We start from the raw sequence: 20,336 nt of genomic DNA on the forward strand, positions 1-20,336 counted from the left end.
CCGGGGTCGCGCGTGCGATGAGCCGGTCGACCAGCTCGGGGGCGGGGGTGGAGGCGGCCGGTGAGCGGGTCGAGGCCCGAGCCCCTCAGGCCGTCGCGGGCCGCCCGCCAGTGCGCGGCGCGCAGGACGGGGTCGGCGGTGTCGGGCGGCGGGACGTCCCGGCGGACGTCGGACAGGAGGACGCCGACCAGCGCGCGGGTCAGGGACGCGACGAGCAGGACGACGTCCGGGTCGGCGTTGACGTCGGGGACCCTGATCTCCAGGGTCGGCCAGTTTCTCGGAGGGGCGGGCGTACCAGTAGACGTGCTTGCGGTCCTGCAGCATGCCGGAGTCGATGAGGGTGCCCACGAGCGCGTCGTACGCCGCCGCGTCCCGGAACAGCGGCGTCGGGCCGACGTGCGGCCACCGGCCGAAGTGGAGCGCCCGCCAGCTCGCGAAGCCGCTGTCCCGGCCTTCCTGGAAGGGCGAGTTGGCGGCGACCGCCTGGAGCACCGGCAGCCAGGGCCGCAGGTGGTCGCAGAGCCGGACGGCCTCCTCGCGGCCGGGCACCGCGACGTGCACGTGGCACGCGCAGGCGCCGGTGAGGCGGTCGTCGGAGATGAACGGACCGTAGCGGTCGGCCAGTTCGCGGTAGCGCGGCTCCTCGACGATCTCGCGGTGCCCGCGGAAGGGGACGACCGGCGTGCCCGACGCGACGACGCGGCAGCCGGCCTCGTCCGCCGCCTCCCCCACCCCCCGGCGCAGTCGCCGCAGTTCCCGCCGCATCTCGTCGAGCGTGCCGACGGGACACGTGCGCGTCTCCACCGTGGTGGTGAAGAGCTCCGGCCCGACCCGGTCACCGAGCCGCTCCTGGGCGTACTTGATGACGTCCGGCGCCCGCGCGACCGTGGCCCGCGTCTCGCTGTCGGCGAGGAAGAACTCCTCCTCGACGCCGAAGGTCGGCACGGTCCCGCTCGCGCCCTGCCCCTTGCCCGATTCCGTCAACGACACGGCGCGACGCCCCTCCCGGCCAGGAAAACGATTCGGCGACGACGGTGCGTACGCGATCGTAAGCGGAGGGGTCGGCATTCTGTAGCCCGAAAACCGGCCCGGCGGGGCTCCGTTCCGTTCACGGCACCCGGATCACGGCACCCGGACGTACTGCGCCTTGCTGCTCGTCGTCCCCCTGGTCCCGCGCACCGGCGCGGTGATCTGTACGGTCGAGGCCCCCCGGAACGTGCCCGGCCGGCGCACCTTCGCGCCGCCCCTCGGGGTGTCGTACGTCGCCGTCCCGCCATTGGTGGTGATCACCTTGAACTCGTCGGAGGTCGCGACGGTGCCGGAGCCGGAGCGGACGAGCCGCCCGACGACGCGCACCCGCACGCGATTGATGTTCCCCCGGCACGTCACGCGCGTCGTGTAGACGACGCTCCCCGCGCTCCGCGACCAGCGCGGGGCCTCGGCCCTGGCCGTGCAGACGGCCCACCGGGTCCCGCTCGCGACGGTGAACTCCCGCACCGTGGAGGTCCGGTCGGCGGCGTCGACGGGCCCGGCCGGCGCCGCCTGCCCGAGCGGCGCCGACACGGCGAGGATCGCGACGGCGGCTGTCGCCGTGACGGCGGTGCGCAGCATGTGGATACCCCCTGTGAGTCCATGTGTTCGGACGGGGGGAGCCTAATGGGCACTCGAGGACGGCTCTACGGGGCCCTCCCGGCCGCCCGGCGCCCGCAGGCCGCCCCGACGCCGTCGGGCGGGGTCGCCGTCGCAAACCTGCCGGACCCCTCGACGCCACCCTGCTGGACTGGTGGCCCTCACCCCACCCCCTCGGCAGGACGGAACCCCATGCCCACCACCGCCACCCCCGGCTGGCCGGCCGTGGTCTCGCTGACACTCGGCCTCTTCGCCGTCGTCACGACCGAGATCCTGCCGATCGGCCTGCTGACGTCGATCGGGGCCGACTTCACCGTGTCCGACGGTACGGCCGGGCTGATGATGACCCTGCCCGGCTTCCTCGCCGCCGCATCCGCACCGCTCGTCACCGCGGCCACCGCCCGGACCGACCGCCGGCCGGTGCTGGCCGCCCTGCTGCTCACCCTGACCGTGGCCTGCCTCCTCGCCGCGGCGGCGACGGACTTCCGGCTGATCCTGGTCTCCCGGGCCCTGGTCGGCATCACGATCGGCGGCTTCTGGTCGGTCGGGTCCGGGCTGGCGGAACGGCTCGTCGGCCCGTCCTCGGCCGGCCGGGCAACCGCCGTGATCTTCTCGGCCGTTCCGCTGGGCTCCGTCCTCGGCGTCCCCGCCGGGACCTTCGTCGGGGACCTCGCGGGCTGGCGTACGGCGTTCGCCGCCATGGGAGCCCTGACGGCGGCCGTCCTGGTCATGCTGCTGCTGACCGTACCGCCGCTGCCGCCCGTCCAGGCCACCCGACCGACGGTGCTCAAAGGCGCGTTGGGCCGCCGCCCGGTCCACCTGGCGCTGCTGCTCACCTTCCTCGTGGTGCTCGCCCACTTCGGCACCTATACCTATGTGACCCCGTTCCTGGAGCAGGTGACGCACGCCGACGACGCCGTGATCACCGTATGCCTGCTTCTCTACGGCGCGGCCGGCATCCTCGGCAACTTCCTGGCCGGAGCCCGGGTTCACCGCCGCCCACGACTCGTCCTCGGCCTCGCCGCCGGCCTGATCGCGGCGGCGTCCCTGCTGCTCCCCGCGCTGGGCCGCTCGACGGCGGGCGCCCTGGCCCTGCTGATCGTCTGGGGCGTCGCCTACGGAGCCGTACCGGTGGCCTCGCAGACCTGGTTCACCAGGGCGCTGCCGCACGCCCCGGAAGCAGCGTCGGTCCTGTTCACGTCGTCCTTCCAGGCGACGTTCTCGGCCGGCGCGCTCGCGGGCGGCGCGGTCCTGGACCGGACGTCCCCGGCCGCGGTCATGACGGCGGGCGGGTGCGTCGCCGCTCTCACGGTCCTGGCCGTGACGGCCGCACCCGGGGCCGGACGTCCCCGCCGGGCCACCCCAACCACCCCTCGGCAGGGGGAACCTGCCGCCCCCGCTTGATCGTTGACCTCGCATGCCGACGTCTCCGATACGCCCCGCCGCCCCCGCCGACCTCCCCGCCGCCGTCCGTACGCTGACCCGGGCCTTCGCCGGGTATCCGTTCACCCGGCACATCGTCGCCGCCGACGGCCACGAGGAACGGCTGGCGCGCTTCCAGGAGTTGTACCTCGCCCGGGTCGCGATGCCGTTCGGCCGGGTCTGGGTCGCCGACGAGGGGCGGGGCGCGGTGGCCGCGTGGACGACGCCCGACGGCGACCCGGGCGCGGCCGTCGGCGAACTCGGGCCGCTCGTGGGGGAGATCGCGGGGGACCGCGCCGCCGCGTTCGAGGCCGCCGAGCGGGCGCTGGAGCCGTACCGGCCGACGGAGCCGGTGTGGTTCCTGGCGACGGTCGGGGTGGATCCGGGGCGGCAGGGTCAGGGGCTCGGACGGGCCGTGCTGGAGCCGGGGCTGGAGGCGGCGGCGCGGGCCGGCTACCCGGCGTTCCTGGAGACGTCCACCGAGCGGAACGTGCGGTTCTACGAGCGGCTCGGCTTCGCCGTCACCGCCGAGGTGGCACTGCCGGACGGCGGGCCGCGCACCTGGTGCCTGTGCAGGAAGGCGGCCTAGCCAGGCCGGCGCGCCCGCCACAGGACGTACGCCGCCGAGGCCAGCGCCGCCACCCGGACGACCACCGGCAGCGTGTCCGCCAGCGCCGCGCCCAGTCCGCCCTGCGGGATCGGGTCGCCCCAGCGGTGGTCGAGCCGGCCCCAGAGCCAGGCGACGCCGCCCGCGGCGGCCAGCCCGGGGACGCCCATGACCGCCCATTTCGACTCGTTCTGCGAGAGCCGGCGCGTGATGTAGGCGAGGGCCCAGCCGACGACCAGCACCAGCCAGTTGCCGATGATCGCGCCGATGACCAGCAGGATCGCGACGAGGACGAGGAGCGGGCTCATCGGCACCGTCCCGGCGGGGACCCGGGCCGCCGCCCCCCGGCGGGCGAGCGGGAAGCGCCGTCGGGGGGACTGCTCCGCGGGCGCCTCTTCGGCGGCGGAGGCCGTGGCCGTGGGGGGCCGCTCGTCCTCCTCCGACGGCTGCGGCGGCCTGAGCATGTCCGGGATCTCGATCCCGCCCGTGAAGCCGTGGATCGGCTCGCCGGCGGGGAGGACGGGGCCGCCCCCGACGCTCCACCAGTCGTCGGCCGCCGGGCGGGAGCGGCCCAGCTCCTCCTCCGTGGCGAGGTGCGGCGGCGCCCCCGCGTCCGGGAAGTGCACGGCGCCGCCCGTCTCCGGCCCGCGCCGCTGCTCGGGCACGCGGCCCGTCCCCGGCGAGGTCCCCGCGTCGGCCACCGCCCGCTCCGGCGGGCCCAGTCCGTCGAGGATGCGGCGCACCGCGGCCGGGGTCTCGGCGCCCTCGGTGGCCCGGCGCCGCTCGATCTCCGTGCGCAGCCGGGAGACCAGGCGCATCCGGTCCCCGGACGTGAGGGACTCGCGCTGCGCTATGTCGCCCACCCTGCTCAGGTAGTCGTAGACGAGCTGATCGCTCTCGATCCCCACCGCGTCCCCCAGGCTCCCCGGTTCCCTCGGCCCTCCGACGTTCCGGCGTGGTGACGCCGTCCGGACCGACGGTACCGGCTCCCTCCCCGGGGCGTCCGTGAGAACGGACGGGACGGCGGAGCGCAACCGCCGGGCGGGCGGAGCCACGGCCGGGGCACCACTCACCCGGTACCGTTAACAGAATGACCACTTCGCGGGAGCGGGAGACGCAGCGGGAGACACAGCGGGAGTCGCAGGAGACCGGCAGGGCCACCGGCGGCGCGGCCCCGCGCACTCTCGCCGAGGAGCTGCGCGCCCGCCCCGACGACGCCCTCTCCGGCCTCCTGCGGGCCCGTCCCGACCTGCTGAACCCGGTCCCCGGCGACCTCACCCAGCTCGCCACCCGCGCCGCGACGCGCGCCTCCGTCGTCCGGGCCCTGGACCGGCTGGACCGGTTCGCGCTGCAGGCCGCCGAGGCGCTGGCGGTGGCGCCGGACCCGTGTCCGTACGGGACGCTGGCGGGGCTGATGACGGGCGACGATCCGGACGACCCGCGGATCGCCCGCGAGCTCCCGCGCGCCCTCGCGACGCTGCGCACCCAGGCCCTCGTCTGGGGCGCCGACGACCGTCTCCGCCTCGTCCGCACCGCCCGTGAGCTGCTCGCCCCGGCCCCGGCCCGGCCCTCGGCGACCGGCCTCGGGCCGACCGTGGCGGAGGCGACCGCCGGGACGTCGCCCGGCCGGCTCCAGGAGCTCCTCGCCGCGGCCGGGCTGCCCGCGACACACGATCCGGTGACCGCTGTCACCGCCCTGACCGGGCTGTTCGAGGACCGTACGCGGATGGGGGCGCTGCTGGCCGGCGCCCCGGAGGAGGCGGCGGCCGTCCTCGAACGGCTGGCCTGGGGGCCGCCGTACGGCACCGTGACCGCCAGCCCCGCCCCGCACCTGCGCTGGCTGCTCGACCGGGGGCTGCTGCTGCCGACCGGGCCGGGCTCCGTCGTCCTGCCGCGCGAGGCGGCGCTGCACCTGCGCGCCGGGCGGGCGCACCGCGCGCCCGAGCCGCTGCCGCCGGAGCTCGGGCCCGTCACCGGGCACGCGGCGCGGCTGGTGGACGCGACCGCCGCCGGGCAGGCGTTCACCGCGCTGGCCACCGTCGAGGAACTGCTGGCGGACTGGGAGACGGCCGGTCCGCTGGTGCTGCGCGCGGGCGGGCTGAGCGTGCGGGACCTCAAGCGGGCGGCGACGGTGCTGGACGTACCGGAGCCGACGGCCGCGTTCTGGGCCGAACTCGCCCACGCGGCAGGGCTGTTGGCCTCCGACGGGGACGTGGACGAGCGCTACGCGCCCACGCCCGCGTACGACGAGTGGCTCGACCTGCCCGCCGAGGAGCGCTGGACGCGCCTGGCCTCGGCCTGGCTCGCCGCGACCCGGACGGCGGGGCTGGCCGGTACGAAGGACGCGCGGGGGCGCACCCTTTCGGCACTCGGGCCGGAGCTCGACCGGGCCCCGGCGCCGGAGGTCCGCCGCCGCGTTCTCGCCCTGCTGGCCGGGCTGCCGGCCGGGAGCGCGGTCCCCGCCGACGCGCTGCTGGCCCGCCTCGCGTGGGAGCGCCCGCCGCGCGGCGGCGACGACCTGCGCGCCCGGCTCGCCCGCTGGACCCTCACGGAGGCCGAACTCCTCGGCGTCACCGGCCGCGGCGCGCTCTCCGCGCACGGCCGCGCGCTGCTGGAGGACGCCGGTCCGGCGGCCGTCCTGGCGCCGCTCCTCCCGGAGCCGCTGGACCACGTCCTCGTCCAGGCCGACCTGACGGCCGTCGCGCCGGGGCCGCTGCACCGGCCGCTCGCCCAGCGGCTGGGGATCCTGGCGGACGTCGAGTCCAAGGGCGGCGCGACGGTGTACCGCTTCACGCCGGAGTCCGTGCGGCGGGCGCTGGACGCCGGGCAGACGGCATCCGACCTCACCGCCTTCCTCACGGCCCACTCCCGCACCCCCCTGCCCCAGCCGTTGCTGTACCTGATCGAGGACGTGGCCCGGCGCCACGGCCGGCTGCGGGTGGGCGCCGCGTCCTCGTACCTGCGCTGCGACGACGAGGCCGTGCTGGCCGAGCTCCTCGCGGACCGCCGGTCGGCCCCGCTGCGGCTCCGCCGCCTCGCGCCGACCGTGCTCGCCGCCCAGGTCGCACCGGACGCGCTGCTCGACGGGCTGCGGGCGATGGGCTACGCACCGGCGGCGGAGTCCACGGCGGGCGACGTGGTCGTCGCCCGCGCCGACGTCCACCGCACACCGCCGCGCACCGCGCCCGCGCCGGTCCCGGAGGGCCCGCCCGTCCCCGACGGGACCCTGCTGGGCGCGGCCGTCCGCGCCATCCGCGCGGGCGACCTCGCCGCGACGGCCGAACGCCGCCCGCGCACCCCTTCGGCACCCGCCGACGGCGGCCTCCCCCGCACCACCTCCGCCGAGACCCTCGCCACCATGCAGGCGGCGGTCCTCACCGGCTCGGCCGTCTGGATCGGCTTCGTCAACGCCGACGGCGCCGCGAGCCAGCGCGTGATCGCCCCGGTGCGGGTGGAGGGCGGCTTCGTCACGGCCTACGACCACACGGCGGACGAGGTGCGCACGTTCCCCCTGCACCGCATCACGGGCGTGGCCGAACTGGCCGACGAGCACGCGTGATCAGGCGGGGCCGGTCTCCGGTCGCGCGCGTGTGCCCGGCGGCCCGGCGCCGGCCCCCATGGACCGGCCGATCAGCGGCCCTGGCGCACCAGAGCCCCCGGGTCGATCTTGACGGGGAACGGCTCCTCGACCAGCGTCGTGCGCCCGGCCTCGGCCACGGTCCGCTCCTCGTAACGGCCCTCCCGCAAACGGGAGATGATCAGCGCGGGCACGGGCTCCAGCTCCAGCCGCCACAGATGCTCGATGCCCGCCTCCGCGTAGTACGGCGGCTTGAGCAGGCGGTCGGTACGGCGGCCGGACGAGGACGGCGAGACGATCTCCACGACGAGCAGCACGGCCTCGGCGTCGCAGGTCACCGGGTCCTCGGCGGCAGCGGCGGCGTCCACGACAGCGATGTCCGGGATGAACAACCCGTCGGGCAGCACCACATTGACGGCCCCCAGCACCTCGACCGGCGCCTCCGCCGCCTCGGCGGCCGCGTCCAGCAGGTTCCCCAGCCGGGACGACGCCCGCTGGTGCTTGGTTCCCGGGGCCGGTGACAGCAAAAGCGCTTCTCCCACCAGTTCACGGCGCTGGCCATGGTCCTCCCCCAGAGCCAGGACCGCCTCCATCGTCCAGGGCCCGTAATGGGGCTCGTGGGCACCGCTCATCACGCCACCTCCGCCTCGAGAACCGCCGTCATCAGCGTGCCACCCGCCACGGACACCGGCCCGGATTCCTCGGTCTCACCCGCCAGCCCGGGAGACACGGCGATACCCTGGACGTTTGGCCGGAAGAAATGGGTGAGGCGCGAACGGACCGCTGATCGTCTATACGATCAGGCGTGATGCACACACTAAGGGATAGGTCCGAGCTGTGGATCGGTTTACCTGGTCAGTGTGGTTCCGCAGGCCCGCTGAGGGAAACCTCCGACGTCGTCACGGAGCGAACGGGAGTCTGCCTTGGGTGAGGAACGGTGATCACTGACCAAGCCATCGACCTTCTGATGCGTAGGATCGGGCAGGCCGTTGGGCGGGGGCTCCGCTTTCCTCCCCGCTGATCGCCGATCGTCGTGATCAACACCCTCTGTGTGCCGTCGTTGCCGTCAGGGTTGACGTCAACTCGGAACAGTGGCACCGGCTCGCAGCGTAGGCGATCACCGCGACGCCGAGCCTTTAGTGGGCGTTAAGTCCGATCTTCCTTGGTTCGTGATCGCTCGATCGTGGTACTGATCGCTGCGCGGGCCACCTGGTGGGCATGTCCATGTTGAGATGCGGGTGTGACGAGAGAGCCGTACCTCAGCGACTTATCGGACGAGCAGTGGGCGTTGATCGAGCCGATGATCACGTCCTGGAAGCAGGACCGGGTGGCGCGGTCGGCGACCGGGGATCCCGGGTCCTGCGACCTGCGGGAAGTCGTGAACGCGATCTTCTATCAGAACCGGACGGGCTGCCAGTGGCGCCTCCTGCCCCACGGCCTGCCGTCCTGGTCGGCAGTGTTCTACTACTTCGGTCTGTGGCGTGAAGACGGGCTGGACCAGCGGATCCAGGAACTCCTGCGCTGCCAAGTACGGGAGAAGGCCCGCCGATTAGAGGACCCGTCCCTCGTGACCCTCGACACCCAGTCCATCCGCGCCGCGGCGGGTGTCCCCAGGACCACGACGGGACTGGACGCCAACAAGAAGGTGTCCGGGCGCAAGCGGGGACTTGCCGTGGACGTGTTGGGGCCGGTCATCGGGGTGGTCGTGCTGGCCGCCTCCGCGCACGACAACGCCGCCGGCGCCGCCCTGCTCGACCAGGCCGCCGAGAAATGCGGGATGCGTCTGGAGAAAGCCCTGGTGGACCAGGGCTTCAAGGACGAAGCCGTCATCCACGGCGCCCTGCTGGACATCACCGTCGAGGTCGTCCGCCGCAACCCCGGCGACCAGGGCAAAGGATTCGTCCCGCAGCCCAAGCGGTGGGTCGTGGAGCAGACGAACGGCACGCTGCTGCTGCACCGGCGCCTCGCCCGTGAATACGACCACCGGCCCGACACCTCCGCCTCACGCGTCCACTGGGCCTCCACCGCGAACATGACCCGCCGCCTCACCACACCGAGTCCCACCTGGCGCGACACCCTGAAGCTGGCCGCATGAACGTCACCGAACTCCTCGCCGTCCTCCAGGCCCAGCACGACGAGGCCACTGCCCGGGCCGGTGAACTACACGGCCAGATCGAGCACTTGACCGCCGCCCTGGCCGGGACCGAGGCCCGACTCGCGGACCTGGACACCGCCCGGAAGGTCATCTCGGAGGCCGCACCGGCAGGAACCGAACCCGACCCGCCCGAAACCAGCACCGCCTACCAGGCCATCGTGAACGCCTTCAACCAGCACCCCGGCCAGGCATTCCGAGCCCGTGAGCTGCACGAACTCCTCGGCATGCCCACCCACGAGGCGTCCGTCAACATCACCCGCAGCCGCCTCGGACGCCTCACCCGCCAAGGCTTCCTCACCCAACCCGAACGAGGCCGCTACCAGAAACGGACTTAACGTCCACTTAGTACTCCAGCAGGATTTTGGTGTCTGACCTGCGGATTTGGCTGGGCGGCTGGAGTGTAGCGGGCTGCGGTGCGGTCAGGGGCGGTCTTCGGGAGACCGTCCCTCCATCGTGTGGCGGTGTCGCTGGTAGTGGCGAGGTCGTGGGCAGCCTCTCAGGGTGTTCACCGAGTGTGCTGTCGAGCAGTGGAACCTGGAACTGGACGATCTCTTCGTGTCCATCGGTCATCGCTTCGGCCGCGTGGAGTTGCGGCGGCGCATGCGCGACTACGTGCGCGGGCTGCTTGCCCCAGTGGCCCGCAAGAACAGTTGGCAACTGGCAGAGCAGGCTGGCCATTCCACCCCCGATGGCCTTCAGCACCTGCTCGCCGGAGCGAAGTGGAACCCCGACGACATCCGCGACGATCTGCAGGCATACATAGCCGACCAACTCGGTCAGGACGACGGAGTTCTGATCATCGACGACACCGGATTCGTGAAGAAGGGCGCCACCTCCGCCGGGGTCCAACGTCAATACTCCGGAACCGCCGGTCGCACCGAGAACTGCCAGATCGGTGTCTTCGCGGCCTACGCCACCACCCTTGGCCGGGCCCTGATCGACCGGGAGCTCTACCTGCCCAAATCCTGGACCGAGGACCGCGAACGCTGCCGGACGGCCCGCGTTCCCGACGACCGGGAGTTCGCCACCAAGGGGGAACTGGCCCGGCACCTGGTACTGCGGGCCCTGGCTTCGCCGCTGCCTATCGCCTGGGTCACCGCGGACTCCGCCTACGGACAGGAGAGTCGCTTCCGACGGCTGCTGGAACAGTCGGGAGTCGGTTACGTGCTGGCCGTGCCCAAGTCCCAGTTCACCGTGGGCTGCCCCCGCATCGACAGCCTCTTCGCGCAGGCCCCGGACGAGGCATGGGAGAGGGTCTCGTGCGGTGACGGCGCGAAGGGCCCGCGCGTCTATCACTGGGCGGCGGTGCGGCTGCCGGCCGTCGCCGAGTTCGACTGCCAGGGCGAGATCCCCCACCGAATGCGGTGGGCACTGGCCCGCCGAAGCATCCGCAGGCCGGACGAGATCGCCTATTACCTCGCCTACACGCCGCTGGCGACCACCGTTCGGGAACTGGTGCGGATCGCCGGGACGCGCTGGGCGATCGAGGAATGCTTCGAGGCCGCGAAGAACGAGTGCGGCCTGGACCAGTACGAAGTCCGTCGCTACGTGGGCTGGTATCGACACATCACCCTCGCCATGCTCGCCCACGCCTTCCTGGCGGCCACGGCTCACCGGGCCCGGGAAAAAGGGGCGGAACCGGTGAGACCGGCGGGCTCATCGAGCTCACAGTGGCGGAGGTTCGGCGACTCCTGGCAGCTTGTCGCCCCCGGCCCCCGCACCTCTACGGTCTCCGAGGGCGCCAACACGCACTGAGATGGTCGAACTGGCGCAGACGACGCCAAGCAGTCGCCCGCTACTGCCACTACCAGCGACACCGCCACACGATGGAGGGACGGTCTCCCGAAGACCGCCCCTGACCGCACCGCAGCCCGCTACACTCCAGCCGCCCAGCCAAATCCGCAGGTCAGACACCAAAATCCTGCTGGAGTATTAGGCCGCCAAGGTGGTGGGCCTGGCTGTCCGCTCCAGTTCCTTGAAGATGACGTTGAGGACTTCGAGTTCCTCACCGGAGAACAGGTCGTCGGGGCCACCCGGGGCAAGATCGGCAAACGAATCCTCGTAGAGGTCGCCCAAGCCCAGGATTCCACGCTTTGCCACCGTATCGATGATCAACGTCAGGAAGTCGATCTGGCGGGAGCTGAGCTGCCTACCCGTGCAGAAGACTTCGAACGCCTTCTGTGCGGCCTGCCGATCCAACCCGCACAGCCCGCGCACGAACAGGCCGAGGCCGCCGGAGGACCGCACCTCGTCGAGGTCCTCCGGGGAAGCGATGGCCTCTGACAGGAAGATCTCCTCCAGGTCCGCGAGATCGAGTTCGGTGATCTGCTCATTGAGACGCAGTTTGCGCACCACCGGCTGGTCCTCGTGGCGCAGGAGGTAGGCCCGAGCCTTCTGCTTGAAGCGCTGCTCGTCCGTGCCCTGGGGCATCCCTTGGATCTCGGCCTCGGTAATGTCGCCGAGTGTGTCAGCGAAGTCGGTGTAGACGACGTTCCGCTTGACCTTGGGGTCGGTGAGACGCGCCAGTCGGCGCATACGGCGCCGCATGTCCTCCAGCAGCGGGAGCGTGACGCCGTCCCACCACTCATCGCCCGCCACCGCTTCCAACAGCTCTGCCTGCTCGCCGACCGCTGGGATGTTGGTTTTGGTGAGCAGGTTGGAAGCGATGTCCTGGATCTTCGCGCGCAGCTTGGCGAACTCCTTGCCGCCTTCCAGCGCGGCGAGCTGGAGACCGTACGCCATCAGGTCGAACCGCTTGGCCTCCTCGCCCGTCTCCTCGTCGTCCGGGCGGAACTCGCTGGGCAGTCCGAGCAGGTGCTCTCGGATCGCGGTGTCCGCGTCGTCGTCCACCCGGTGCCAGCTGGCGAAGTCGCTGAAGACCTCGATCTCCCGGCGGTGTGGACGGACCAGGAAGTTATCCAGGTTCATGCCGGTGACGGTGTGGTGCAGCCGGTGGGCCAGCGACCAGCGGATCTCCGCCTCGGTGCCGATCGCGCCGGGGCCGGCATCCCGTGCCGGATCAGGCTGCTGCCGCCTGTCCAAGACCCGCACGAGGTCGAGCTGGCGCTGGAGGAGCTTTTCAGTGAGCGTGACGGCCCTACGCCCCTCCGACTGGTCAAGCTGACTGTTGAAGAAGTCGATGTTGCCGCAGAAGTCGAAGACGTAGAAATTCTGCTTGTTGTGATCAGGGTTGTCGGGGTCGGGCCCGTAGAGGGCCGGGCGCAGGCGGGTGCCGCGGCCGATCATCTGCCAGAACTTGGTCTTGGAGAAGACGGGCTTGGCGAAGACCAGGTTCACCACCTCGGGCACGTCGATGCCGGTGTCGAGCATGTCGACGGAGATGGCGATATCAGGGGCGTTCGGCGGGTTTTTCGGGTTAGAGAAGTCGTCGATGAGCGACTGGGCGTACGTCTCCTTGTACGTGATCACGCGTGCCGTGTGGCCGGCACCCTGCGGGTAGTTCGCGTTGTAACGCTCCTCGATGTACCGGGCGTGGTCGTTGTTCTTCGCGAAGATGATTGTTTTGCCGAGCCGGTCGCCGCCCTCGACGCGGTGGCCGCGTGTCATGAGCGTCTCCAGCATCTTGTCCACGGTGTCCTCGTTGAAGAGGAACTTGTTCATCTCGTGCCGGCCCACCGCGTCCGGGATATCACCGTCCTCGGTCCACTCCTTGGCGTCCCACTCGGCCTTCTCCTCCTCCGAGAGGTCGTCGTACCGGATGCCCTGCTCCATGAACTTCAACGGCACCTTCACCGCCTTGGGGAGCACGAGATAGCCCTCGGCGGCGGCTTCATGGAGGTCGTATGAGTCGGTCGGTACCCCATCCTCCATGGCGAAGAGCTTGTACGTGTTGTGGTCGATCTCGTCTTTGGGCGTGGCGGTCAGGCCGAGCAACAGCGAGTCGAAGTAGCGGAAAAGCTCACCGTACTTCGCGTACACGGAGCGGTGCGCCTCGTCGATGACGATCAGGTCGAAGTGGCCGGGCCCGAAGCGCCGGCGGCCCGCACCGTCGGTGACGTTGATCTGCTTCATCATTGTCTGGTACGTGGACAGGTACACGCGGGCCGAGGCGGCCTTGTCGTCGAGGAGGCTGACCGCGGGGGTGTTCGGCAGGTTCTCTTTGAACGCCTTCATCGCCTGGGTGACCAGCGCCTGCCGGTCGGCGAGGAACAGCACCCGCTGGGCCCAGCCGGCCTTCATCATCTGGTCCACGAGGGCCACGGTGGTACGGGTCTTGCCGGTACCCGTTGCCATGACTAGCAGCGCCTGGCGGCCCCGGTCCCGCTCGAAGGTCTCGCCGACCCGCTTGATCGCGCGGAGCTGGTAGGGGCGGCCGGCGATCTTCTCGTTTACCGGCGTGCCCGTGAGGGAGAGGCGTCCGGCGCGCTGGCGGATGTGCCAGAACAGCTCATCCTTGGTGAAGAAGCCCTGCACCTGGCGGGGCGGGTAGCCGAGACCGTCGTCCCAGAGGTAGGTCTCGTAGCCGTTGGTGTAGAAGATCACCGGGCGACGGTTGAACTGCTTCTCGAGCGCGTCCGCGTACAGCTTCGCCTGCTGCTGACCATCGCGGGCGTCTCGCTGGGTCCGTTTGGCCTCGACGACAGCGAGGGGTTTGCCGTCATCGCCCCAGAGCACGTAGTCGACGAACCCCTTGCCCGTCTTCGTGGGCATCCCCGTCGCTATCGGGTACTCGGTGTCCTTACCTCGGGTGAGGAGGTCCCAGCCCGCCTCCTTGAGGAGAAGGTCGATGAAGGCGTCCCGGGTCGCCTGCTCGTCGTAGTCGTGCGTGTCCCGCACTGACTGGTTGGCGGCCTTGGCGGCAGCGATCTGCGCCTTGAGTTCTTCGAGCTGCCGGGCGAGGTCCGCATTCTGCGCCCGCTCGGCGGCCAGCTGCTCGGCCTGCTCCTTAAAGCGTGCCTCGTCCTCGGCTTCCTTCGCCTTGAGCTCGGCCTGCTTCAGTGCGCGGGCCTGGGGGGAGAGGGGACGCGGTACGGCGCTCGTGTCGAACTCCAGCCCGGCGGGTGGCAGAGCCGAAGCCTGGCGGGTGTAGGTGCGGGCAAACCAGTAGAGGGAGTGGAACAGCTCTTTGACGCTGGCCTCGGCAACGGTCTTCGGGACGGGGGCGGCCTTGTGCACTGCATTGTTGCCGTGCCGGCGGATGAGATCCATCTTGGCGTTGACCGTCGGCCCGACGAGCTGCCGGAAGCTCGGCTCGTGGAGCATCGCCGCGAGATCTTTTTTGTAGGGCTCGCTGAGGCTGGTGTCCTTGTCGTACATCCAGCGGGCCGCGATCTCGACGGCACGGCGGGCGTAGAAGCAGGCGGCACGCGGGTCGTGGTGGATCAGCCGCTCGGCGCGGGTCGCCTCGTCGTGCAGGGCGGGCCACTCGGCGCGGAGGAAGGCGAAGTTGCCGCCTGCGGTGCGGCCGATGTTGTCGGCGGCGGCGCGCTCGCGGGCCTGCCTCTCCTGCTGAGCTTGTCCCTGGTCATCGCTGTTTTGCTCGTTCCCCATGCCGGTGTCCCTCCCCTGTTGCGTGGCCCCTGTCGTATGGGTCCGCGACGCACCGAACCCGTACGAGGCCGACGTTTCTTGTCCGTCTCCTACGGCAGAACCGCCTCTGGACCGGGCTCCCCTGCCCGGCCGCACGGGCGGCGGGTGACGCGGTCGGTGCCGCGCACCATGTGCGGCGAAGCGACCTACGCCGCTTCGCCAGCCGCTTCATGATCCCAAAGGGCTTGCAGATGATTAACGTGTTGCTTCCGTTGATGGGGGCCGAAGCCCGGCTGCTGGGCCATGGCGGGATCCGGGCTGTGGCCCGGGCGGCCGGGAAGAGCGAGGCCACCGTCCGTAAGGGTGTCGATGAGCTGGAGGCGGGTGAGGGGCCGCTGGGCCGGGTGCGTCGGCCCGGTGGCGGCCGGAAGTGCCTGGCGGAGACGGACCCCGGGCTGCGGCCGGCGTTGTTGGCCCTGGTCGAGCCGGACGAGCGCGGGGATCCGATGTCGCCGTTGCGGTGGACGACGAAGTCGACCCGCAAGCTCGCTGCCGAGCTCACCCGCCAGGGCCACACGGTGGGTGCGGACACTGTCGGGGACTTGCTCCGGCAGGAAGGCTTCAGCCTGCAGGCCAACGCCAAGACCATCGAGGGCAAGCAGCACCCGGACCGGGATGCCCAGTTCCGCTATATCAACGAGCGGGCCAGGCAGCACATCGATACCGGGCAGCCGGTCATCAGCGTCGACACGAAGAAGAAGGAGCTGGTCGGCAACTACAGGAACAACGGCCGCGGGTGGCGGCCGGGCGGTGAGCCGGTGAAGGTCAGGACGCATGACTTCCTGGACCAGCCGGGCTCCGGCAGGGCGATCCCGTACGGGATCTACGATGTGGCCGCGAACGCGGGCTGGGTCAGCGTCGGCACCGACCACGACACCGCAGCGTTTGCTGTCGCCTCCATCCGGCGCTGGTGGCACGGCCGGGGCCGGCACGACTACCCGCAGGCCACACGGCTGCTGATCACCGCGGACGCGGGCGGCTCCAACGGATTCCGCACCCGGACCTGGAAGACCGAACTCGCCGCTCTCGCCGCCGGGGCCGGGCTGGAGGTCACCGTGTGCCACCTGCCGCCCGGCGCCTCGAAATGGAACAAAATCGAGCACCGCCTCTTCTCCCACATCACCATGAACTGGCGCGGCAGGCCCCTGACCAGCCACGAAGTCATCCTCAACAGCATCGCCGCGACCACTACCGCGACCGGTCTGACCGTGCACGCCGAACTCGACACCGGGACCTACCCGACCGGCGTCACCGTGACCGACGCGCAGATCGACGCGCTGGCCATGAGCAGACACCGCTTCCACGGAGACTGGAACTACACCCTCCACCCCACAGCCCAGGCTCCCGACTGCGCGAACGAACCCGCGGACACACCAAGCCAGTTGTCCACCAGCTCGCTGCGAAACCCCGAACTGACCGGCATGACGCACCGGCAGCTGGACGCCATGACCACCGCCCTGGCCCCTGAACTGGAGCGGCAACGCGAGCAGTCCCGGACCACACGCCGCGGCGGACGGCCCAGCCAGGTCCCCGGAGCCGGCCCCAAAGACAAGCTCACCCACACCGACCGCATCCTGGCAACGGTCCTCTACCTCCGCAAACTCGGCCCTCAGCACCTCCTGGGCCAGCTCTTCGGCGTCACCACCATGACCATCAGCCGGACCATCCGAGAAGTCCGCCCCCTCCTCGAAGCCCACGGCTACCGCATCACTGCCTCAACAGCCCGCTTCCGCACACCAGCAGACATCACGGCGTTCCTGACAGAGGTCGACTCAGACAAGATCAAATCAGCGTGTTAATCATCTACAAGCCCAAAGAGCTCGTAACACGATCTTGTTGAGTGTGGCTGGTCAGCCGTGACGTCGGGGGTGTTTCGGCTGTTCGTGACGGTGTGAGGAAGCGGCCGTGGATCGTGGACGACGAACTGGGGGAGCTCATCGAGCCGTTGCTGCCGCCGTGGCCCGAGCAGTCGCCGGGGCCGCGGCCGGTGTCCGACCGGCTGTGCCTGCAGGGCATCCTGTACGTGCTGTACCAGGACATCAGCTGGCAACTCCTTCCGCTGGAGCTCGGATTCGGCTCGGGGCAGACCTGCTGGCGACGGCTGGGCAGGTGGCACGAGGCCGGCGTCTTCGACCGGCTGCACCGCCTCCTGCTCGCGAAACTGCACGCCGCCGGCGAACTCGACTGGTCCCGTGCGTGTGTGGACGCCTCCCACATCCGCGCGAAAAAGGGGGAGCCGGGACCGGCCCGTCGCCGGTCGACCGCCGGAAGACGGGCAGTAAGCACCACCTGATCTGCGACGGGAAGGGCACTCCCTTCAAGATCGTCACCACCGCGGCCAACGTCAACGACGTCACACAGACCCTCGCACTCGTCGACGGCATCCCGCCTGTCGCCGGACGGCCCGGACGCCCCCGCAGGCGCCCCGACGCCTTGCTCGGCGACAAGGGATACGACAGCAACCCCAACCGCAAGGAACTGCGCAAACGCCGCATCCTGCCGGTCATCTCCCGCAAAGGCACCCCGAACATCGAGGGCCTGGGCAAACTCCGGTACGTCGTCGAGCAGACCTTCGCGCTCCTGCACCAGTTCAAGCGCCTGGCCGTCCGCTGGGAACGACGCCTCGAACTCCACGACGCCCTCGTCTCCCTGGCCTGCGGCCTCATCTGCTGGAGACGCCTGAAGAACCGCAAACCATGATCCTGTTACGAGCTCAAAGGACGCCGGAGAAAGCACGGTGCTGAAGGGAGGTGAAGAGCTCGTCAAGGGTGGCGAGGTGGGTGCGGTGAGGTTCCTTAGCCGCCTCAACCTGGGTGATCGCCGAAGCGAAGCGCTTCTGTTCAGCCAACGGAGGGATGGGAATCTTGATGCTCTGAACTTCTTTGGCGTTGATGTTCGCCATACCGACGATGCTCTTACTCATCGAACGCAGCACTCGCTTGGCATACTGGCTATTCAGGAAAGCCGCCAAGTACTCTGGATGACTTTCATCGCTGACCCGAAGGCGCACCAAGTATCCCGCATAGGCTACTTCTTCGGGCAATCGATAGATAGCCGACTTACCCACCAGCTCAGCACTGTTCGTCCTGTTGAACAGGACATCCCCTGCCCGAACTAGATGTTTTTCTGACACCTGCTCGCTTGACAGGTACTTCAAATCACGCATGTCAAGGTCACCGGAAGTAGTGATATTGTTCATACGGAGTACCGGAATGTCACCTTCCATGTCCGCCTTGGCCGAGCTGCCATAATTGGCAGAGATCAGCAAGTCGCCAACCTTCCCCACGGGCCATCCCAGCGGGTTACGGGCAGGGTCACCGAACATATTCAGAAAGACGGATTGAGCGAGGTTGCCGAGGAGACTGATGGCTTCGCGGCGTTTGGCACAGAGGGTGTCCACCTGGTCGAGGACGGCGGCGATCCGCTTCTGCTCTCCGAGGGGTGGCATCGGGACCGGCAGGGCGAGGAAAATATCTCTCGGCAGCGAGCGCCGACGTGCGGTGCTCCCCTGCAGCTTTGCTCTGTAATAGCTCAAAGCCCGAGGCGAGCGCAGGAAATACTCCAGGTAACCTCGCGACACCAAATCCGGGTCCAACAGTTCCCAGATGTCGTAAGCTGGACTTACGATCGCCGAATCGTAAAGCCGCTGAAAGGAGAGCACTCCTTCATCAATAGGGAACCCGACGACGAGTTGACCGCGATCGACGACTCGATAAGCGGAAGTGTCAGCAGAGGCTACACGTTTTTTGAACTTGTCCGCCTGATCGACAAGCCCGTCTCGCATAGTCATGGACAGGATGGGGAGGTCTTCAGTTCCGGCCCGCCGTAGGGTCGCAGGCTTGATGATGTCACCCAAAAGCGCATCCGTACTGCTCACGCCAGCAGCCCCTTCAGTTCAGATACACCCTTGGCGATCTCCTCATCAATCCTTTCCAGATCAGCGAGAATTTCGCCTGGAGTTCGCGTCTTGATCTCCTCGTGCACGACCGCCTTGTACCGGTTGACACTCAAGTCGTATTCGTGAGCTGCGATCTCTGCCTTGGGTACACAGAAGCTCTGGTTTGTGCGCTGCCGATCGCGTTCGGAGCCGTCCCGCTCAAACCAGCGCGCCAAAACATCCGGCAAGTTGTTCTTTTTGTGCTCAGTCTCCGTGAGCGGCCCGCCCGCCGGTCGCACCGTGAGCCGATCGTCAGCAAGCAGCGGAGCGCGCTTATCATCAAGGCTCAGGCCATCCGCCTGCAAGTCGTAGAACCAGACGTGGTCCGTGCCACCCGAGTCCGTCTTCGTGAAGAACAGGATCGCTGTCGAAACACCGGCGTACGGCTTGAACACTCCGCTCGGCAGCTTGACCACCGCCTGGAGTTGCTGGTCCTCCACCAGAATCCGGCGCAGTTCCTTGTGTGCCTTCGACGAGCCGAACAGCACGCCATCCGGGACGATGACGGCCGCCCGGCCACCGGGTTTCAGGAGCCGCAGGAACAGGGCCAGGAACAGCAGTTCCGTCTTCTTCGTCTTGACGATGCGCTGGAGGTCCACCGCCGTGGACTCGTAGTCCAGGCTCCCCGCGAACGGCGGGTTTGCGAGGATCAGAGAGTAGCGCTCGGCCTCGCCCGCCGCGCTTTCCGCAAGGGAGTCGCGGTACCGGATGTCTGGGTTCTCCACGCCGTGGAGCAGCATGTTCATGGAGCCGATGCGGAGCATCGTGTTGTCGAAGTCGAAGCCGTGGAACGTCTTCTCGTTGAAGCGCTTGCGCTGCTCGACGCCCAGCAGCGCCTCGCGGTGCACCCGCTGCATGTACGAAGCCGCCTGCACCAGGAAGCCGGCCGTGCCGCACGCCGGGTCACAGATCTTGTCTCGCGGCCCCGGCTGGGTCATCTCGACCATCAGGTCGATGATGTGGCGCGGCGTGCGGAACTGGCCGTTCTGGCCAGCTGCGGCGATCTTCGCGAGCAGGTACTCGTAGATGTCGCCCTTGGTGTCGCTGCTATCCATGGAGATGTCGTCGAGCATGTCGACGACCTTCGCCAGCAGGTTGGGGCTCGGGATCGTGAACCGGGCGTCCTTCATGTGGTGGGAGTACGTCGATTCGTCCCCGCCCATGCGGCGCAGGTACGGGAAGACGCCATCGGCGACGAGCCCGTACATGATCTCGGGATCCTTGACCTTGAAGTTCTGCCAGCGCAGATCCTGCTGGTCGTCCGAGAAGAAGGGGTCCGGGTCGGGCTTGCCCGTTGCGGTCGCCTTGCGGTCCTTGCGGGTCTGGATCTCGTCCAGCCGTTTGATGAAGAGCAGGTAGGTGATCTGCTCCATCACCTCCAGCGGATTAGAGATGCCGCCCGACCAGAACGCGTCCCAGACCCGCCCCACCTTGCTCTTCAGCTCGCCCGTAATCACAC

Annotated in this window: 14 protein-coding genes and 2 pseudogenes; 8 read left to right on the forward strand and 8 right to left on the reverse strand. The window is 69.7% G+C overall.

The window, feature by feature from the left end; translation table 11 throughout:
* Positions 1-113 precede the first annotated feature (113 nt).
* From ABD794_RS19270 to ABD794_RS02475, 3 genes and pseudogenes are all read right to left on the reverse strand, one after another.
* Positions 114-263 (reverse strand): annotated as a pseudogene (locus tag ABD794_RS19270) (carboxylate--amine ligase); the annotation flags it as partial.
* Between the two features lie 19 nt (positions 264-282).
* A pseudogene (locus tag ABD794_RS19275) lies at positions 283-1,068 on the reverse strand (carboxylate-amine ligase); the annotation flags it as partial.
* Positions 1,069-1,122: 54 nt separating this feature from the next.
* Positions 1,123-1,611, reverse strand: coding sequence for a hypothetical protein (locus tag ABD794_RS02475; RefSeq protein ID WP_344960672.1), 489 nt, complete (start codon positions 1,609-1,611; stop codon positions 1,123-1,125).
* A 210-nt stretch (positions 1,612-1,821) separates the two neighbouring features.
* Between ABD794_RS02475 and ABD794_RS02480 the strand changes: the two genes are divergently transcribed.
* Positions 1,822-3,033, forward strand: coding sequence for an MFS transporter (locus ABD794_RS02480; protein WP_344960674.1), 1,212 nt, complete (start codon positions 1,822-1,824; stop codon positions 3,031-3,033).
* 13 nt (positions 3,034-3,046) lie between these two features.
* Complete coding sequence (locus ABD794_RS02485) at positions 3,047-3,640, forward strand: GNAT family N-acetyltransferase (RefSeq protein ID WP_344960676.1); 594 nt, start codon at positions 3,047-3,049, stop codon at positions 3,638-3,640.
* Here ABD794_RS02485 and ABD794_RS02490 read toward each other — a convergent pair.
* Positions 3,637-4,566 (reverse strand): hypothetical protein, encoded by a 930-nt coding sequence (locus ABD794_RS02490; RefSeq protein WP_344960677.1) that lies wholly within the window; start codon positions 4,564-4,566, stop codon positions 3,637-3,639. The two genes, ABD794_RS02485 and ABD794_RS02490, sit on opposite strands and share 4 nt — an antisense overlap.
* A gap of 182 nt (positions 4,567-4,748) precedes the next feature.
* Between ABD794_RS02490 and ABD794_RS02495 the strand changes: the two genes are divergently transcribed.
* Positions 4,749-7,217 (forward strand): helicase-associated domain-containing protein, encoded by a 2,469-nt coding sequence (locus tag ABD794_RS02495; protein WP_344960678.1) that lies wholly within the window; start codon positions 4,749-4,751, stop codon positions 7,215-7,217.
* Between the two features lie 71 nt (positions 7,218-7,288).
* On the opposite strand, the gene ABD794_RS02500 is transcribed toward ABD794_RS02495, so the two are convergent.
* A complete protein-coding gene (locus ABD794_RS02500; protein ID WP_344960679.1) occupies positions 7,289-7,867 on the reverse strand; it encodes a Uma2 family endonuclease in 579 nt (192 codons plus the stop codon).
* Positions 7,868-8,475: 608 nt separating this feature from the next.
* On the opposite strand from ABD794_RS02500, the gene ABD794_RS02505 reads away from it, so the two are divergent.
* The 3 genes from ABD794_RS02505 (at position 8,476) to ABD794_RS02515 (ending at position 11,145) form a co-directional block, all read left to right on the forward strand.
* The gene (locus ABD794_RS02505) at positions 8,476-9,330 is read left to right on the forward strand and encodes an IS5 family transposase (RefSeq protein WP_344960680.1); all 855 of its coding nucleotides are present in this window, start codon (positions 8,476-8,478) and stop codon (positions 9,328-9,330) included.
* Positions 9,327-9,725, forward strand: a complete 399-nt coding sequence (locus tag ABD794_RS02510; RefSeq protein ID WP_344960681.1) for a hypothetical protein — start codon at positions 9,327-9,329, stop codon at positions 9,723-9,725. Before ABD794_RS02505 ends, ABD794_RS02510 begins: the two co-directional genes overlap by 4 nt.
* A 166-nt stretch (positions 9,726-9,891) precedes the next feature.
* The gene (locus ABD794_RS02515) at positions 9,892-11,145 is read left to right on the forward strand and encodes an IS701 family transposase (protein WP_425585905.1); all 1,254 of its coding nucleotides are present in this window, start codon (positions 9,892-9,894) and stop codon (positions 11,143-11,145) included.
* A 177-nt stretch (positions 11,146-11,322) separates the two neighbouring features.
* Here the strand turns inward: ABD794_RS02515 and ABD794_RS02520 are convergent, their stop codons facing one another.
* A complete protein-coding gene (locus tag ABD794_RS02520; RefSeq protein WP_344960682.1) occupies positions 11,323-14,901 on the reverse strand; it encodes a DEAD/DEAH box helicase family protein in 3,579 nt (1,192 codons plus the stop codon).
* A gap of 209 nt (positions 14,902-15,110) precedes the next feature.
* Between ABD794_RS02520 and ABD794_RS02525 the strand changes: the two genes are divergently transcribed.
* Together ABD794_RS02525 and ABD794_RS02530 are read left to right on the forward strand one after the other, a co-directional pair.
* Positions 15,111-16,739, forward strand: a complete 1,629-nt coding sequence (locus ABD794_RS02525) for an ISAzo13 family transposase (protein WP_425585906.1) — start codon at positions 15,111-15,113, stop codon at positions 16,737-16,739.
* Between the two features lie 92 nt (positions 16,740-16,831).
* Positions 16,832-17,640, forward strand: a protein-coding gene (locus ABD794_RS02530) for an IS5 family transposase (protein WP_344960684.1) whose coding sequence is annotated in 2 segments (ribosomal slippage) — positions 16,832-17,149 and positions 17,152-17,640 — 807 coding nt in all. Because the reading frame shifts where the segments join, the coding sequence is not laid out codon by codon here.
* A gap of 13 nt (positions 17,641-17,653) precedes the next feature.
* Here the strand turns inward: ABD794_RS02530 and ABD794_RS02535 are convergent.
* Both ABD794_RS02535 and ABD794_RS02540 read right to left on the reverse strand, forming a co-directional pair.
* Positions 17,654-18,817, reverse strand: a complete 1,164-nt coding sequence (locus tag ABD794_RS02535; RefSeq protein ID WP_344960685.1) for a restriction endonuclease subunit S — start codon at positions 18,815-18,817, stop codon at positions 17,654-17,656.
* On the reverse strand, positions 18,814-20,334 hold the full coding sequence (locus ABD794_RS02540; protein ID WP_344960686.1) for a type I restriction-modification system subunit M: 1,521 nt from the start codon (positions 20,332-20,334) through the stop codon (positions 18,814-18,816). Before ABD794_RS02540 ends, ABD794_RS02535 begins: the two co-directional genes overlap by 4 nt.
* Positions 20,335-20,336: the final 2 nt, after the last annotated feature.

The sequence above is a fragment of the Streptomyces thioluteus genome (genome assembly GCF_039535865.1).

Bases quoted from the DNA above. Each gene is read 5' to 3' on its own strand.
- ABD794_RS02475 (WP_344960672.1), bottom strand. From the start codon at position 1,611: ATGCTGCGCACCGCCGTCACGGCGACAGCCGCCGTCGCGATCCTCGCC.
- ABD794_RS02480 (WP_344960674.1), top strand. From the start codon at position 1,822: ATGCCCACCACCGCCACCCCCGGCTGGCCGGCCGTGGTCTCGCTGACA.
- ABD794_RS02485 (WP_344960676.1), top strand. From the start codon at position 3,047: ATGCCGACGTCTCCGATACGCCCCGCCGCCCCCGCCGACCTCCCCGCC.
- ABD794_RS02495 (WP_344960678.1), top strand. From the start codon at position 4,749: ATGACCACTTCGCGGGAGCGGGAGACGCAGCGGGAGACACAGCGGGAG.
- ABD794_RS02500 (WP_344960679.1), bottom strand. From the start codon at position 7,867: ATGAGCGGTGCCCACGAGCCCCATTACGGGCCCTGGACGATGGAGGCG.
- ABD794_RS02510 (WP_344960681.1), top strand. From the start codon at position 9,327: ATGAACGTCACCGAACTCCTCGCCGTCCTCCAGGCCCAGCACGACGAG.
- ABD794_RS02520 (WP_344960682.1), bottom strand. From the start codon at position 14,901: ATGGGGAACGAGCAAAACAGCGATGACCAGGGACAAGCTCAGCAGGAG.
- ABD794_RS02525 (WP_425585906.1), top strand. From the start codon at position 15,111: ATGATCCCAAAGGGCTTGCAGATGATTAACGTGTTGCTTCCGTTGATG.